Source organism: Nonomuraea sp. NPDC002799, assembly GCF_053592075.1.
This window is the reverse complement of the sequence record NZ_JBSFVA010000002.1, coordinates 613,970-628,563: the sequence shown is the minus strand read 5'-3', so window position 1 is coordinate 628,563 and position 14,594 is coordinate 613,970. Positions and strand designations below refer to the sequence as shown.

At 70.4% G+C, this 14,594-nt stretch carries 13 protein-coding genes; 7 read left to right on the top strand and 6 right to left on the bottom strand.

Going from position 1 to position 14,594, the window contains the following annotated elements; translation table 11 throughout:
- Nucleotides 1-117 precede the first annotated feature (117 nt).
- Genes ACWD0F_RS06670 through pdhA form a run of 3 tightly spaced genes read right to left on the bottom strand, consistent with a single transcriptional unit; the run spans nucleotide 118 to nucleotide 3,702 of the window.
- Nucleotides 118-1,611 carry a dihydrolipoamide acetyltransferase family protein gene (locus ACWD0F_RS06670; protein WP_449872919.1) on the bottom strand — a complete coding sequence of 498 codons (1,494 nt, stop codon included), beginning with the start codon at nucleotides 1,609-1,611 and terminating at the stop codon, nucleotides 118-120.
- Nucleotides 1,612-1,621: 10 nt separating this feature from the next.
- Nucleotides 1,622-2,602 carry an alpha-ketoacid dehydrogenase subunit beta gene (locus ACWD0F_RS06665; RefSeq protein WP_449872918.1) on the bottom strand — a complete coding sequence of 327 codons (981 nt, stop codon included), beginning with the start codon at nucleotides 2,600-2,602 and terminating at the stop codon, nucleotides 1,622-1,624.
- Nucleotides 2,599-3,702 carry a pyruvate dehydrogenase (acetyl-transferring) E1 component subunit alpha gene (pdhA, locus tag ACWD0F_RS06660; RefSeq protein WP_449872917.1) on the bottom strand — a complete coding sequence of 368 codons (1,104 nt, stop codon included), beginning with the start codon at nucleotides 3,700-3,702 and terminating at the stop codon, nucleotides 2,599-2,601. Before pdhA ends, ACWD0F_RS06665 begins: the two co-directional genes overlap by 4 nt.
- Nucleotides 3,703-3,917: 215 nt before the next feature.
- On the opposite strand from pdhA, the gene purS reads away from it, so the two are divergent.
- The 4 genes from purS (at nucleotide 3,918) to purL (ending at nucleotide 7,841) form a co-directional block, all read left to right on the top strand.
- Entirely contained in the window at nucleotides 3,918-4,163 is a 246-nt protein-coding gene (gene purS, locus ACWD0F_RS06655) for a phosphoribosylformylglycinamidine synthase subunit PurS (RefSeq protein ID WP_449872916.1), read from the top strand.
- Between the two features lie 222 nt (nucleotides 4,164-4,385).
- Complete coding sequence (locus tag ACWD0F_RS06650; RefSeq protein ID WP_449872945.1) at nucleotides 4,386-4,772, top strand: ATP-binding protein; 387 nt, start codon at nucleotides 4,386-4,388, stop codon at nucleotides 4,770-4,772.
- A 139-nt stretch (nucleotides 4,773-4,911) separates the two neighbouring features.
- Nucleotides 4,912-5,595 carry a phosphoribosylformylglycinamidine synthase subunit PurQ gene (gene purQ / locus ACWD0F_RS06645; protein WP_449872915.1) on the top strand — a complete coding sequence of 228 codons (684 nt, stop codon included), beginning with the start codon at nucleotides 4,912-4,914 and terminating at the stop codon, nucleotides 5,593-5,595.
- Complete coding sequence (gene purL / locus ACWD0F_RS06640; protein ID WP_449872914.1) at nucleotides 5,592-7,841, top strand: phosphoribosylformylglycinamidine synthase subunit PurL; 2,250 nt, start codon at nucleotides 5,592-5,594, stop codon at nucleotides 7,839-7,841. Before purQ ends, purL begins: the two co-directional genes overlap by 4 nt.
- 53 nt (nucleotides 7,842-7,894) lie before the next feature.
- Here the strand turns inward: purL and ACWD0F_RS06635 are convergent, their stop codons facing one another.
- Nucleotides 7,895-8,770 carry a hypothetical protein gene (locus ACWD0F_RS06635; RefSeq protein WP_449872913.1) on the bottom strand — a complete coding sequence of 292 codons (876 nt, stop codon included), beginning with the start codon at nucleotides 8,768-8,770 and terminating at the stop codon, nucleotides 7,895-7,897.
- Nucleotides 8,771-8,967: 197 nt separating this feature from the next.
- Between ACWD0F_RS06635 and ACWD0F_RS06630 the strand changes: the two genes are divergently transcribed.
- Genes ACWD0F_RS06630 through ACWD0F_RS06620 form a run of 3 tightly spaced genes read left to right on the top strand, consistent with a single transcriptional unit; the run spans nucleotide 8,968 to nucleotide 13,203 of the window.
- Nucleotides 8,968-10,992, top strand: coding sequence for an adenylate/guanylate cyclase domain-containing protein (locus tag ACWD0F_RS06630; RefSeq protein ID WP_449872912.1), 2,025 nt, complete (start codon nucleotides 8,968-8,970; stop codon nucleotides 10,990-10,992).
- 33 nt (nucleotides 10,993-11,025) lie between these two features.
- Nucleotides 11,026-11,688 (top strand): Crp/Fnr family transcriptional regulator, encoded by a 663-nt coding sequence (locus ACWD0F_RS06625; protein WP_449872911.1) that lies wholly within the window; start codon nucleotides 11,026-11,028, stop codon nucleotides 11,686-11,688.
- Between the two features lie 45 nt (nucleotides 11,689-11,733).
- Nucleotides 11,734-13,203, top strand: a complete 1,470-nt coding sequence (locus ACWD0F_RS06620; protein WP_449872910.1) for an MFS transporter — start codon at nucleotides 11,734-11,736, stop codon at nucleotides 13,201-13,203.
- On the opposite strand, the gene ACWD0F_RS06615 is transcribed toward ACWD0F_RS06620, so the two are convergent.
- Nucleotides 13,164-13,910, bottom strand: a complete 747-nt coding sequence (locus ACWD0F_RS06615) for a methylenetetrahydrofolate reductase (protein WP_449872909.1) — start codon at nucleotides 13,908-13,910, stop codon at nucleotides 13,164-13,166. The genes ACWD0F_RS06620 and ACWD0F_RS06615 overlap by 40 nt on opposite strands.
- A 10-nt stretch (nucleotides 13,911-13,920) precedes the next feature.
- Nucleotides 13,921-14,565 carry a TetR/AcrR family transcriptional regulator gene (locus ACWD0F_RS06610; protein ID WP_449872944.1) on the bottom strand — a complete coding sequence of 215 codons (645 nt, stop codon included), beginning with the start codon at nucleotides 14,563-14,565 and terminating at the stop codon, nucleotides 13,921-13,923.
- Nucleotides 14,566-14,594: the final 29 nt, after the last annotated feature.

The window sequence follows — 14,594 nt, the reverse complement described above, 5'->3', positions numbered from 1 at the left end:
CGGACCTACGGTGGCCGCCGGGGGAGGGGTCCTCCCGGCGGCCACCGTAGCCTTTTCCGCTCAGCTCCAGCCTTCTCCGCTCAGCTCAGGCCTTTCCGCTCAGCTCAAGCTTTCCGCTCAGCTCCAGGCGAGCATACGCAGGGGGTCCTCCAGCATGGCGCCGATGTCGCGCAGGAACAGTGAGCCCAGCTCGCCGTCCACGATCCGGTGGTCGAAGGAGAGCGCCAGGGTGGTCACCTTGCGCACCGCCAGCGCGCCGTCCACCACCCAGGGCATGTCCCTGATCTGGCCGAAGGCGAGGATGGCCGACTCGCCCGGGTTGAGGATCGGGGTGCCGGTGTCGACGCCGAACACGCCGACGTTGGTGATCGTGATGGTGCCGCCGGACATCTCCGCCGGCTGGGTACGGCCCGCCCTGGCCGTCTCCGTGAGCCGGCCCAGCTCCCCGGCCAGGTCGGTCAGGGACAGGGCGTGGGCCTGCTTGACGTTGGGCACGACGAGGCCGCGGGGGGTGGCGGCGGCGATGCCGAGGTTGACGTAGTGCTTGACCACGATCTCCTGGGCCGCCTCGTCCCAGGATGAGTTGATCATGGGATGGCGCCTGACGGCGGTGAGCACCGCCTTGGCCACGAAGAGCAGCGGGGACACCTTGACCTCGGCGAAGTCCGGCAGGGCGCGCAGGCGCCGCACCGCCTCCATGGTCTCCGTCACGTCGATCTGGAGGAACTCCGTGACGTGCGGAGCGGTGAAGGCGCTGGTCACCATGGCCTGGGCGGTCATCTTGCGCACGCCCTTGACCGGGATGCGCTCCTCCGCCCGCTGCTCGGCGCCCGCCCGCCGCTCGCCGCCCGCCGGTGGCCGCCCGGTCGCCTCCGCCGCGTGGACGTCGTCGCGGGTGATCGAGCCCTGGGGGCCGGTGCCGGAGATGGACGTCAGGTCCACGCCCAGGTCCTTGGCCAGCTTGCGTACCGGTGGCTTGGCCAGGACGGCCACCCGCGCGTGGTCCGCCGCCACCGCCGCCACCGGGGGCGACGGGGTGACTGGGGACGCCGAGCCGGTCGAGTCGCCCGGGGCCCGCTGTTTGCGGGCGCGGCGCTTGGACGCGCCCGTCTTGACGCCGTAGCCGACCAGGACCGCCTGGCGCTCCTCCTTGGGCGCCGGGCTGCCATGGGCGCCCGGCTCGACGGCGCCCTCCGCCGGAGGCTTGGGCACCATGTCGTCGGCCAGAGCCGCGACCCGGTCGTGGGGGGCCATTGTGCCGGCCTGAGCGGCCGCACGGTCGCGGGAGGCCCCGGGCTGAGCGGCCGCCGGGTCGTGGGAGGCCCCTGCGGCGGGCTGAGCGGCTGCCTGTCCCTTCTGGGGGGCGTCCTCCCCCGCCGTGGCCACGGCGATGATCGGGGCGCCCACGTCGACCGTCTGGCCCTCCTCGGCCATCAGGTCGGCCACCACCCCCTCCCACGGGATCGGCAGCTCCACGATGGACTTGGCCGTCTCGATCTCCACCACGATCTGGTTGACCTTGACGTCGTCGCCCGCCTTGACGTGCCAGCGCACGATCTCCGCCTCGGTCAGCCCCTCGCCGACGTCCGGGAGCTTGAACTCGCGTCGCATGTCCACTCCCTCAGTAGCCGAAGGTCCGGTCGACGGCGTCGAGCACCCTGTCCAGATCGGGCAGGTAGTGCTCCTCCAGCTTCGACGGGGGGTAGGGGGTGGAGAAGCCGCCGACCCGCAGGACGGGGGCCTCCAGGTGGTAGAAGCACTGCTCGGTGATGCCGGCCGCGAGCTCGGCGCCGAAGCCGTTGTTGACGGGGGCCTCGTGCACGACCACGGCCCGGCCGGTCCTGCGTACGGACTCCATGACCACCGGCGTGTCCAGCGGGTTGAGCGAGCGCAGGTCGATGACCTCGATCGAGCGGCCGTCGTCCTGCGCGGCCGTGGCGGCCTCCAGGCAGGTCTTGACCATGGGACCGTAGGCCAGCAGCGTGACGTCGGTCCCGGAGCGCACGGTCCTGGCGGCGTGCAGCGGCGGCCACCAGTCGGTGGAGCCGGTGTCGATGTCGGCCTTCTCCCAGTAGCGGCGCTTCGGTTCGAAGAAGATCACCGGATCGTCGCTGCGGATGGCCTGCTGGATCATGGTGTAGGCGTCGGCCGGGTTGGAGCAGGCCACCACGCGCAGCCCGGCCGTGTGCGTGAAGTACGCCTCCGGCGACTCGCTGTGGTGCTCGACCGCGCCGATGCCGCCGCCGCACGGGATGCGCACGACGACGGGCAGCTTGATCGCGCCCAGCGAGCGCATCGGCATCTTGGCGAGCTGGGTGATGATCTGGTCGGCCGCGGGGAAGACGAACCCGTCGAACTGGATCTCGCACACCGGGCGGTAACCGCGCAGCGCCAGCCCGATCGCGGTGCCGATGATGCCCGACTCGGCCAGCGGGGTGTCGATGACGCGGTCCTCGCCGAAGTCCTTCTGCAGGCCGTCGGTGACGCGGAAGACACCGCCCAGCTTGCCGACGTCCTCGCCCATGATGAGGACCTTGGAGTCGTCCTCCATCGCCTTGCGCATGCCCTCGTTGAGCGCCTTGGAAAGGCTCAGCACACTCACTTCTCGAACCCCTCCAAATACGCGGCGTACTGGGCGCGCTCCTGGTCGATCAGCGCGTGCGGCTCGCTGTAGACGTGGTCGAAGATGGCGAGCGGCTCGGGGTCGGGCATGGCCAGGCAACGGCGGCGCAGGTCGGCGCCGAGCTGGTCGGCCTCGGCGTCGACGGTGTCGAAGAACGCCTGGTCGGCCAGCTCGTTCTTGAACAGGTAGGCCTTGACCCGCTCGATCGGGTCCTTGAGCTTCCAGGCTTCGAGCTCGCTGGCCACGCGGTAGCGCGTCGGGTCGTCCGTGGTGGTGTGGGCGCCCATCCGGTACGTGTACGCCTCGATGAGCGTCGGCCCCTGACCGGTGCGGGCGGCCTCCAGGGCCTTCTTCGTCACCGCCAGGCAGGCGAACACGTCGTTGCCGTCGACCCGGATCCCGGGGAAGCCGAAGCCGGAGGCGCGCCGGTAGAGCGGGATGCGGCTCTGCTTCTCCAGGGGCTCGGAGATGGCCCACTGGTTGTTCTGGCAGAAGAACACGATGGGCGCGTTGAACACGCTGGCCCAGATGAACGACTCGTTGACGTCGCCCTGCGAGGTCGCGCCGTCGCCGAAGTAGACGATCGTGGCGGCGTTGGCGTCGTCGCGCTGGATGCCCATGGCGTAGCCGACCGCGTGCAGCGTCTGGCTGCCGATCACGATCGTGTACAGGTGGAAGTTGTGCTCCTTGGGGTCCCACCCGCCGTGGTTGACCCCCCTGAACAGGCCGAGCAGCTTCACCGGGTCGACGTCGCGGCACCACGCCACGCCGTGCTCGCGGTAGGTGGGAAAGGCCATGTCGGTGTCGGTGAGCGCGCGCCCCGAGCCGATCTGGGCCGCCTCCTGCCCCAGCAGCGAGGCCCAGATGCCCAGCTCGCCCTGGCGCTGCAGCGCCACGGCCTCCAGGTCGACGCGCCTGACGAGCACCAGGTCGCGGTAGAGCGACCGGATCTCCTCCGGGGTCAAGTCGATGTCGTAGTCGGGGTGCTCGACCCGCTCTCCCTCAGGGGTGAGCAACTGGACGAGCTCCGGGGGTGCTTCTGCACCACGAGAGGCGTCGGCTGTCACGTGCCGCTCCATGTGCGTCGGGGCCGGTCTGCTGATGGGGTTGCCACCTTAGGCCAGCCTTCTGTGCGATGAACCGTGAGGTGGTGGTTCGTACGCGTTTGGGGACATGGTGGCAGACGTCACAGCCCTTCGCGCAAGCCCCATCCCTCCCCCGTTCCCGTTGTGTCGGCAGCCACACACGCCGGTAGGCTTGCTTTCCCGACCCCACTCCAAGCAGGAGGAACGCAGTGGCCCGCGTCATCGTGGACGTCATGCTGAAGCCCGAGATCCTCGACCCGCAGGGCCAGGCGATCGCCAGAGCGCTGCCCAGGCTCGGCTTTTCCGGCGTTCCCAGCGTTCGCCAGGGCAAGCGCTTCGAGGTCGAGCTGGACGGCCCGGCCGACGAGGCGGCGCTCGAAGAGGTGCGCAAGATGGCCGAGACGCTGCTGGCCAACACCGTGATCGAGGACTACAGCGTCCGGGTTGAGGGCTAGATCGGCACATTTGCGCCCTGGATTTCCCCCTGGTCGGTTAAAACGGGGTTCGGACGTGCCACAATGCCACGGGCTTGCCAACACTAAATAACAACAACGTGATTTTGCGGTTAGCCCCGATTTCACAGGGAAACCTACTCCAGGTGACATTCCGGCGCCCGGAGGAGTCCGGTGGATATTGAGTTCTCGTTGGCACTGCCTCGGGATGCGATCGGCATACCGATGGTCAGGCGGGTGCTAGGGGATGCCATGCGTTCACTCAACGTGAGCGAGACGTGCATCGCCGACATGCTGCTCGCCGTCTCCGAGGCGTGCTCCAATGCGGTCCGGCATGGAGGACCCGCCAACCGTTACGAGGTGACGGCGGCGATCGGCTACGGCCGTTGCGACGTGCGGGTGGCCGACAACGGCGCGGGCACGCCGTCGATGCCGCTGCGCTTTCCTCCTCCCGACACCGAGAACGGCCGCGGCCTGCTGATCATGCGCTCCGTGGTGGACGAGATCTCCTTCGGCAGCACACCCGGTCGTGGCACCACGGTCCATCTGCGCAAGCTGCTCGCCTGGGATGACGCGGCCCATGCCCGTCCCCGCGAGCTCGCGGCCGTCTGAGCTGGCGATTCGCCGCAGGCCCCGGCCGTTGCCGAACATCCGGCGGCACCCGATAACCTGAAGTGACCGCCGCTGACCGCCGTCCACCCCGAAGTGACGGCGGCGCGTGCGCGCGCATTCCTCGGAGGGGACGACTGTCATGAGCGCTGCCCGTGTGGGCGTAGTCACGTTTCCAGGAACTCTCGACGACCAGGACGCCGCCAGAGCCGTGCGCCTCGTGGGCGCACAGGCGGTGCCGCTGTGGCACGCCGACCGCGACCTGAAGGGAGTGGACGCCGTCTTCCTGCCCGGCGGCTTCTCCTACGGCGACTACCTGCGGTGCGGCGCCATCTCGCGGTTCGCGCCGCTGATGGAGGAGCTCATCCCGGCCGCCGGAGCGGGCCTGCCGGTGATCGGCACGTGCAACGGGTTCCAGATCCTGTGCGAGGCCCATCTGCTGCCGGGCGCGCTGGTGCGCAACGGCTCGCTCCACTACGTCTGCCGTGACCAGGGCCTCCGGGTCGAGCAGACCGCGACGGCCTGGACGAACGCCTTCGAGCCGGGCCAGGAGATCGTCCTGCCGGTCAAGCACGGCGAGGGCCGCTACGTGGCCGCCGACGACACCCTGGCCGCGCTCGAAGCGGGCGGCCACGTGGTCGTGCGCTACGTCGGCGGCAACCCCAACGGCTCGCTCAACGACATCGCGGGCATCCGCAACGAGGCGGGCAACGTGGTCGGCCTCATGCCGCACCCGGAGCACGCCGTCGAGGAGCTCGTCGGCGCGCCGAGCACCGACGGCCTGGGCTTCTTCACCTCCATCCTCAAGAACCTGGTGAACGCATGACCGACAGTGTGCAGCGGGCGGCGGAGACTCCCGAGGAGCCGATGCCCTTCGCCGAGCTGGGGATGAAGCAGGACGAGTACGACCGGGTCAAGGAGATTTTGGGCCGCCGTCCGACCGGCTCCGAGCTGGCCATCTACAGCGTCATGTGGTCCGAGCACTGCTCCTACAAGTCGTCCAAGGTGCATCTCAAGCAGTTCGCCACCAAGGCGCCCAAGTCCGAGGCGCTGCTGGTGGGCATGGGCGAGAACGCCGGCGTGGTCGACATCGGCGACGGCTGGGCGGCCACGTTCAAGATCGAGTCGCACAACCACCCGTCCTACGTCGAGCCGCACCAGGGCGCGGCCACCGGCGTCGGCGGCATCGTGCGCGACATCATGTCGATGGGCGCGCGCCCGATCGCCGTCATGGACGCGCTGCGCTTCGGCGGCGCCGACGCCGTGGACACCCGCCGGGTGCTGCCCGGCGTGGTCGAGGGCATCAGCCACTACGGCAACTGCCTGGGCCTGCCCAACATCGGCGGCGAGCTCGTCTTCGACCCCTGCTACATCGGCAACCCGCTGGTCAACGCCCTGTGCGTCGGCCTGCTGCGCAAGGACCAGATCAAGCTGGCCACCGCGCCAGGGCCCGGCAACCAGGTGGTGTTGTTCGGCGCCTCCACCGGCCCTGACGGCATCGGCGGCGCCTCGGTGCTGGCCAGCGCCACGTTCGAGGACGAGTCGCAGGCCAAGCGGCCCGCCGTGCAGGTCGGCGACCCGTTCATGGAGAAGCTGCTCATCGAGTGCTGCCTGGAGCTGTACGCGGCCGACGTGGTCGTCGGCATCCAGGACCTCGGCGCGGCCGGCGTCTCCTGCGCCACCACCGAGCTGGCCGCCAAGGGCACCGGCGGCATGGCCGTCGACCTCAACCTGGTCCCGCTCCGCGACCCCTCGCTCAGGCCCGAGGAGATCCTCATGAGCGAGTCGCAGGAGCGGATGATGGCCGTGGTCCGGCCGGACGACATCCCCGCGTTCATGGCGATCTGCCGGCGGTGGGACGTGCCCGCCGCCGTGATCGGCGAGGTGACCGACACCGGCCGCCTGGTCATGACGTGGGACGGCGACGTCATCGTCGACATCCCGCCGGGCACCGCCGCCGACGACGGGCCCGTCTACGAGCGGCCCTTCCACGAGCCGGCCGGCCAGGCCGCGCTCAACGCCGACACGCCCGACCGGCTGGAGCGGCCGGCGGACCTGCGGGAGACGCTGCTCAAGCTGCTCGGCTCGCCCAACCTGGCCTCCAAGGAATGGGTGACCTCCCAGTACGACCGCTACGTCCGCGCCAACACCGTGCTGGCCCAGCCGGCCGACGCGGGCATGGTGCGGATCTCCGAGGTCATGGCGGGCGCCGAGCCGACGACCCGGGGCATCGCGCTGGCCACCGACGGCAACGGTCGTTACGCCAAGCTCGACCCGTACGCGGGGGCGCAGCTCGCGCTCGCCGAGGCCTACCGCAACGTGGCCGTCACCGGCGCCGAGCCGCTGGCGGTCACCAACTGCCTCAATTTCGGCTCCCCCGAGGACCCCGAGGTCATGTGGCAGTTCGCCGAGGCCGTGCGCGGCCTGGCCGACGCCTGCAAGCTGCTGGGCGTGCCGGTGACCGGCGGCAACGTCTCCTTCTACAACCAGACCGGCTCGACGGCCATCCACCCGACGCCCGTCGTCGGCGTGCTGGGCGTCATCGAGGACGTGGCCAAGCGGGTGCCGACCGGGTTCGTCGCCGAGGGCCTGGAGGTCGTCCTGCTCGGCGACACGCAGGCGGAGTTCGGCGGCTCCGAATGGGCCCACGTGGCGCACCACCACCTGGGCGGGCTGCCGCCGCAGGCGGACCTGGAGGCGGAGCGGGCGCTCGGGACGGTGCTGGTCGAGGCGGCCAGGCGGGGCCTGCTCGAAGGCTCCCACGACCTGTCGGACGGCGGCCTGGCCGTCGCGCTGGCCGAGTCGTGCCTGGCGCGGGGCGTCGGTGCCGCGGTGACGCTCAGCGGCGACGCCTTCACCGGCCTGTTCAGCGAGTCGGCCTCGCGGGCGCTGGTCGCGGTGCGGCCCGAGACCTATGAGGAGTTCGCCGCGCTCTGCGGGCGGCACGAGGTGCCCTGCTACCGGCTCGGCACCACCGGCGGCGCGTCGCTGGTGGTCGAGGACGTGTTCGAGGTCGCGGTGACGGAGCTGCGGGAAACGCACTCGGCGGCGCTTCCCGCGCTGTTCGGCTGACGATCCGCGAGCGAGGGCCGGCCCGGGATTCCGGGCCGGCCCTCATCGTTGTGTCAGACCTTCTTCAGGCAGACGACGTAGACGCTGCCGCTGACCGAGGTGCCGCCACCGCCGCCACCGTTGGTGGTGGTGGTGGTCTTGGGGTCGGTCTGGGTGCTGGCGTAGGTGTTGCTGCCGTTGTCGTCCTTGGCGACGTTGACCGTCCAGCCGGAGCCGCCGCTGGGCATGCTGCTCAGGACGATGGCGTTCTTGAGGCTGCCGAAGGAGAAGCCGCCGCCGGTCGCCACGTGGCCGGACTGGCAGGAGGCCGTCTCGGAGCCGGTCCCGCTGATGGACTCGGTCCTGGTGTAGGTCGTGTACGAGGCGCCGGCGCCGGACTCGCCCTTGTCACCCTTGGGGCCCTGCGGGCCGGCCGGGCCCTGCTTGCCGTCCTTGCCGTCATCGCCGTCCCGGCCGGGCCGCCCGTCCTTGCCGTCCTGGCCGTTCTTGCCCGGGAGACCGTCCTGACCGTTCTTGCCCGGCAGGCCGTCCTTGCCGTCATCACCCTTGGGACCCTGCGGGCCGGTCTCCCCCTTGAGGCCCTGGAGGCCCTGAGCGCCCTGCTTGCCGGGCAGACCCCGGACGCCGGTCGCGCCCGTGGGGCCGGGGACGCCCTGCTTGCCCTGCGGGCCCGTCGCGCCCTGCTGACCCTGCTGAATGGTCGTCGTGGAGGTGCCACCACCGCCGATCAGGACCGATTCCTCGGTCTTGCGGCACTTCGTGGTCGGGGTGACGATGCGGGCGTACCGCGACTTCTTGTGTACGCAAGCGTGTACTTCGCCGGCGGCCGACGAGGCGGTGGCGACGCCGCCGACGGCGAGGAGCGCGGCGGCCAGCGCTCCGACGGTGACGAGAGTGAGCGAGCGCCCACCGCGAATCTTGATAGCCACGGGCTTGCCTTCCAGAGGAACGTGTTGCAGATGTTGGTCATGTGATTCACGTTTCAAACGTTCCAAGGGATGACAGGAACTACATAACGTATCTGTCACGAAACATACCGTTACTGACCTGGTTGACCGGTTGTTGGCGACATCGGTGAGTAAAACGACGCATTGGAGATGGCTGTCGCGCGTGCATAATCGGGTCTGTGCCGACGCCGAGCGATGCCCCCTACCTGCCTCCGGCCACACAGCCCGTGCGCGGCGTGGTCTGGGGCATCCACCTGATCGTGCCCCTGCTCGCCCTGTGGCTGCTGCTGGCCCAGCCGAAGGTCAACATCCCCTGGCAGCACAACGCCGGCCACTTCTGGATGATCATCATCGTGGCCGGCGTCAACGTGGTGCTCGGCGCCCTGATCAGCGAGGCGTCCCGGCGGCGGCAGGACGCCCGGCTGTTCCTGGTCTCCATGGTCTTCCTGAGCAGCGCCGGCTTCTTCTTCCTGCACGGTCTGGCCACACCGCAGGTCATCCTGCCGACCGGCTCGCTCGGGTTCGACCTGGGCCAGCAGGTGGGCCTCACGATCGCGGCCGCGTTCGCGTTCGCCTCGGCGCTGCCGCTGGGCGAGCCGGCGGCCAAGGCCGTGCTGGGCGCGCAACACTTCGTGCGCGGGGCGCTCTTCGGCTTCATGGCCCTGTGGGGGCTCATCTCGCTGATCCCCGGCCTGACGCCGCTCAGCGAGCCGCCGCCGCGGTCGCCCGTCGACTGGCTGGGCTGGGCGTCCATCCCCGGCGTGCTCCTGTACGGCGCGGCCAGCGTGATGATGTTCCTGCTGCATCGGCGGCGCCCGTCGGCCATGCTGATCAGCCTGATCACGGCGTACGCGCTGCTGGCCGAGGCCATGATCGCCGGAATGTCCCAGCACAACTGGCACCTGTCCTGGTGGGAGTGGCACCTGCTGCTCACCCTGGCCTTCGTCTTCGTGGCCTACAGCTCCTACCTGCAGTTCCGGCGCGAGGGGTCGAGCGCGGGACTGTTCGACTCGGTGACGCTGTCGGCGACCGTGCGCCGCATCCAGCAGGACTACGACAAGGCGCTGGAGGAGATGGTCGAGCACGTGCGGCGGGGTGAGCCGCTGGCCGCCGCCCGGTTGTCGGGCAAGTTCCGGCTCAACGAGAGCCAGGCCGCGGTGCTCGACCGGGCCGGCGAGGCGCTGGCCAATGAGCGGGAGTTGTCGGAGCGCCTGGCCGCCCTCGTGGCGGTGACCGCGCAGACCAGGGTCGGGCTGCCCGAGGCCGAGCTGCTGGCCACGTCGCTGGAGCGGGTGCGGCAGGCGTACGGCGACGTCAAGATCGGCCTGGTCGCGGACGGCAAGACCGCGATCGGCTCGCGCGCCTACGAGTTCACCGGCGCCGACCCGATCCGGCGCGACCGCCTGCTCGCCTTCCCGCTCACCGTCAAAGGCAACCTGGCGGGCGTCCTGGAGGTGCCCATCGGCCGCACGCGCCAGGACGAGGCGCTGGCCGCCACCCTGGCCGGCCAGCTCTCCATCTCCCTGGAGAACGCCCGCCTCTACCGGGAGCTGCACACGCTCTTCCACCAGTACATGTCGCCCGACGTGGCGCACGCCCTGCTGGCCGACCCGGGGCAGGCGGCGCTCGGCGGCGAGCTGAGGGAGCTGACCGCGCTCTTCGCCGACCTCAAGGGCTTCACCACGTTCTCCGAGCGGGTCACGCCGGGCGAGATCGTCGAGATGCTCAACCGCTACCACACGGCCGCCGTCCCCTGCATCCTCGACAACGGCGGCACGATCGTGCAGTTCGTCGGCGACGCGCTGCTGGCCCTGTTCAACGCGCCCGCCACGCAGGCCGGGCACGCGCGCGCCGCCTGCAGGGCCGCACTCGACATGCAGCGGGCCGCCGCCGAGGTGGCCGAGGAGATGGCGTGGAAGCGGGTGGACGACGTCGAGTGGCCGACGTTCCGGGTGGGCGTCAACACCGGGCCCGCGCTGGTCGGCAACATCGGCAGCCCGGAGTTACGCGGTTTCAACGCCATGGGCGACTGCGTGAACGTGGCCGCCAGGCTCCAGGGCGTCGCCGAGCCCGGCACGGTGGTCATCGGCGAGACCACGCTGCGGCAACTGGGCCATGACGTTTCGGTGGACCCTCTGGGAGAGCTCAGCCTCAAGGGCAAGGAAGAGCTTGTTGCGGCCTACGTTCTGACGCATTTGCCATAGAAGGGCCGGACCCGTGCCGACATAATCATCCGCATGGCTTCAGAGTCCGGCGAATTCCTGTCCATGCTCAGCGACGAGGACGGCGAGGCCCTGCGCAGGGCCGGGCGGTTGCGACGCTGGGATCGCGGCACGACGGTCATCACCGAGGGCGACACGGCCGACTGGGTGCTCGTGCTGCTAGAAGGCCGGGTCAAGGTCTCCTCGCACACCAACAGCGGGACCGAGGTGGTGCTGGCCGTGCGCGGCCCCGGCGGGCTGCTGGGCGAGCTGTCGGCCATCGACGGGTCGCCGCGCTCGGCCACGGTGACCGCTCTGGAGCCGATCTCGGGCATCGTGGTGCGCGACTTCCCCACGTTCCTGGAGCAGCACGGGCGCATCGCCGTGCTGCTCATGCAGCTCGTCAGCGGGCGGCTGCGCGACGCGGACCGCAAGCGCATCGAGTACGGCGCCTTCGACACCACGGGCCGGGTGGCCACCCGGCTGCTGGAGCTGGCCGACCGCTACGGGGAGAAGACCAACAGCGGGGTACGCGTGGCGCTGCCGCTCTCCCAGGACGAGCTGGCGGGCTGGACGGGCGCCTCGCGGGAGGCCGTCAGCAAGGCGCTGCGCACGCTGCGCGACCGCGGGCTCATCGAGACGGGCCGGCGGCGGGTGGTGATCCACGACCTGGAGGGGTTACGCAAGCGGGCCAGGTGACCCCTGGGATAAAACGGACGTACGTCGTACGTCATAGTGGAGGGCATGGTCGCGGCACCCCCCCAAGACGACAGCCGCCTGCGGTACGCCTGGCGCGTGTGCTCGGTTACCAGCCTGGGGCTGGTCCTCATCGGCATCGCGGGCAGCACGCTGAACGTGGCCCTTCCCTCCGTGGTGCGGCACTTCCACGCCGGCGCGCTCGAATCCGGCTGGATCCTGCTGTCGTTCCTGCTGGTCAACACCGCGACCCTGGTGTTCTTCGGCCGGGTGGCCGACCTGCTCGGCCGGCGTGAGGTCTACCTGGCGGGCTTCGCGCTGTTCACCCTGGCCTCGCTGCTGGCCGGGTTGTCGCCGAACGTCTGGTTCCTGGTCGCGATGCGGGTGGTGCAGGCGATCGGCGCGGCGATGATCCTGGCGAACGGCACCGTGATCATCACGGACGCGTTCCCGCCGGAGCGGCTCAGCCAGGGCATGGGCGTCTACATCGGCACGCTCTCGGTGGCGCAACTCGCCGGGCCCACGCTGGGCGGCCTGATCGCGGAGGCCGCGGGCTGGCAGTGGATCTTCTGGGTGAACGTGCCGGCCGGGCTCATCGCGCTCGGCTGGGGCGCGGCGATCTTACGCAAGATGCCCAGGCGGCCCAAGGAGCCGATCGACGGGCTCGGCAACGTGCTGGTGTTCGCGGCGCTGTCGGCGCTGCTGCTCGCGCTGTCGGAGGCGGGCTCGGGCGGGCTGACCAGCCCGGTCGTGATCACCGGGGTGGCGCTCTTCGTGCTGCTGGTGCCGCTGATCGTGCTGGCCGAGCGTCGCTCCGCCAACCCGGTGCTGGACCTGCGGTTGTTCGGGGGGCGGCTGCTGGCCTACGCGAACCTGGCCTCGTTCTGCAACGCGCTGGCGCGCTCGGCGCTGATCCTGGTGGTGGCGCTGTACTTCCAGGCGGCCAGGGGGCTCGACTCGTTCACGGCGGGGCTGAGCGTGCTGCCGGTGCCGGTCGGCATCGGGCTGGCCTCGCCCATCGTGGGCATGCTCGGGCAGAAGGTGTCGCCGTACGCGCTGTCCATCGGCGGAGCCGTGTTGTCCGCCGCCGGGCTGGGCACGCTGATGCTGACGGCCGATCCCGCGACGCCGTACTGGGTGATCGGGATCGGGCTGTTCGTGGCGGGCTGCGGCAGCGGAACGTTCCTGACCGGCAACACCACCCAGGTCATGCGGGCCCTGCCGGTGGGCAGCCTGGGGGTGGTCAACGGCTTCCGTGTCATGATCATGAACGTCGGGATCGTGATCAGCGTCGGCCTGTCGCTCAGCGTCGTGACCGTTTCGGTGGGGCCCGGCCTGCGGGACCAGGTCTACGCGGGCACGCTCTCCACGCTCTCGCCCGTGGCCGTGGGACAGCTCATGGACGGGTTCCAGCGGGCGTACGCGGTGCTCTTCGCCGTCGCCGCGGCCGGCGCCGTCCTGGCCGCCCTGGCCAGGGATCAGAGGGCGGCGGCGAGCCTGGACTCCACGTCGCGGTAACGGGAGACCGGAACGAGGTGGACGCCGTCGAAGGCGCCCGAGTCGCGCAGCGCGAGCACCTGCTCGCAGGCCGCCTCCACCCCGGCCATGCGATCCCCCGCCACCCTCGCGATCAGCTCCTCCGGCAGCTCGATGTCGGGGATCGCGGCGGCCAGGGTACGCGCGTGCCGCTCGCTGGCCAGGACCATGACGCCCGCGTAGACGGGCACGTCGACCGGGTGGGCGTCGCGCCAGCGGAGCTGGGCCTCCAGGGAGAAGCCGACCTGCAGGAACAGGAAGTCGGCCGCGCGCTTCCACGACGGCAGCGTGCGCATGCCCGCCGCGGCCCCGAGCCGGAAGCCCGGCGCGAAGCTCCTGGCCTCCTCGATCATCGAGCGCACGGTGAGGTCGCTGGTGCGGTTGCCGCTCGTCGGCTTGTCGCCGTAGACGAAGAGGAACTGGTCGACGCCGTAGGCCCCCGCCGTCAGCAGGTCGCGCTGGAAGCCGAGCAGGTTGCGGTCGCGCGAGTTGAGGCAGGCGATGCCGCGCCCGCCCATCGCCTGCACCTCGTGGGCCACGGCCACGCTGGACACGGTCGCGCGGCCGATGTGGTTGTCCGGGATGAGGAACGAATGGGCGATCTTGCCCATCGTGCCGATCTGGTGTCTGACGTGCTTCAGATCAGGCTTCGTGGGCGGTTCGATCTCACAGATCAGCTCAAATGCCATGATCAGCACCCTAACGTCTGGCCGCCAGCGCCTCTATACCGCTGAGCACGAGGTCGACGCCGAAGGTGTCGTAGAGCCCGGGGTCGGGGCCGACGACCAGCGGGCCGGCCATCGCCACCAGGTTCGGGTAGGTCTCGGCGGGCAGCGACTGCAGGCTCAGCCGCTTGACCCGGACGATCTCGTCGCGGGCCGGCCCCGACGGGAAGTGCACGGGCGCGTCGGCGACGGCGATGGCGCTCTGCAGCAGGTATTTGGTGATCAGGCAGCTCTCCTCGACGCCGAACCCGGCGACCCGGGCCAGGCGCAGCGTGTGCTCCCAGACGAGCAGGAAGTTCGGGACGGAGGCCGGGTCGATCTGCTCGATCACGTTCTTGGCGCAGGAGTGCGCGCGCAGCGTCCTGATCAGGCCGTCCACCAGCTCGCGTAGCTGCTCCTGCCACGACCGGTCGTCGGCGGGCTTGGGTGCGAAGCCGGCGATCAGGTGGTCGGCCATGCCGGTGAGCAGTTGTTCCTTGTTCTTGTAGTGCCAGTAGAGGGCCATCGGCGTCACGCCCAGGTCAGTGGCCAGCCGCCGGATGGTGACGGCGTCGAGCCCTTCGGCGTCGCCGATCTCCAGAGCCCGCTCCGCGATCGCCTGCGCGGTGAGTTTTCCCATCACGGTTGACAACTATACGTCGTACACGT

Coding starts and splice junctions, on each gene's coding strand:
- ACWD0F_RS06670 (WP_449872919.1), bottom strand. CDS start 1,611: ATGCGACGCGAGTTCAAGCTCCCGGACGTCGGCGAGGGGCTGACCGAG.
- pdhA (WP_449872917.1), bottom strand. CDS start 3,702: ATGGAGCGGCACGTGACAGCCGACGCCTCTCGTGGTGCAGAAGCACCC.
- ACWD0F_RS06650 (WP_449872945.1), top strand. CDS start 4,386: ATGGTCAGGCGGGTGCTAGGGGATGCCATGCGTTCACTCAACGTGAGC.
- purQ (WP_449872915.1), top strand. CDS start 4,912: ATGAGCGCTGCCCGTGTGGGCGTAGTCACGTTTCCAGGAACTCTCGAC.
- purL (WP_449872914.1), top strand. CDS start 5,592: ATGACCGACAGTGTGCAGCGGGCGGCGGAGACTCCCGAGGAGCCGATG.
- ACWD0F_RS06625 (WP_449872911.1), top strand. CDS start 11,026: ATGGCTTCAGAGTCCGGCGAATTCCTGTCCATGCTCAGCGACGAGGAC.
- ACWD0F_RS06620 (WP_449872910.1), top strand. CDS start 11,734: ATGGTCGCGGCACCCCCCCAAGACGACAGCCGCCTGCGGTACGCCTGG.
- ACWD0F_RS06615 (WP_449872909.1), bottom strand. CDS start 13,910: ATGGCATTTGAGCTGATCTGTGAGATCGAACCGCCCACGAAGCCTGAT.
- ACWD0F_RS06610 (WP_449872944.1), bottom strand. CDS start 14,565: ATGGGAAAACTCACCGCGCAGGCGATCGCGGAGCGGGCTCTGGAGATC.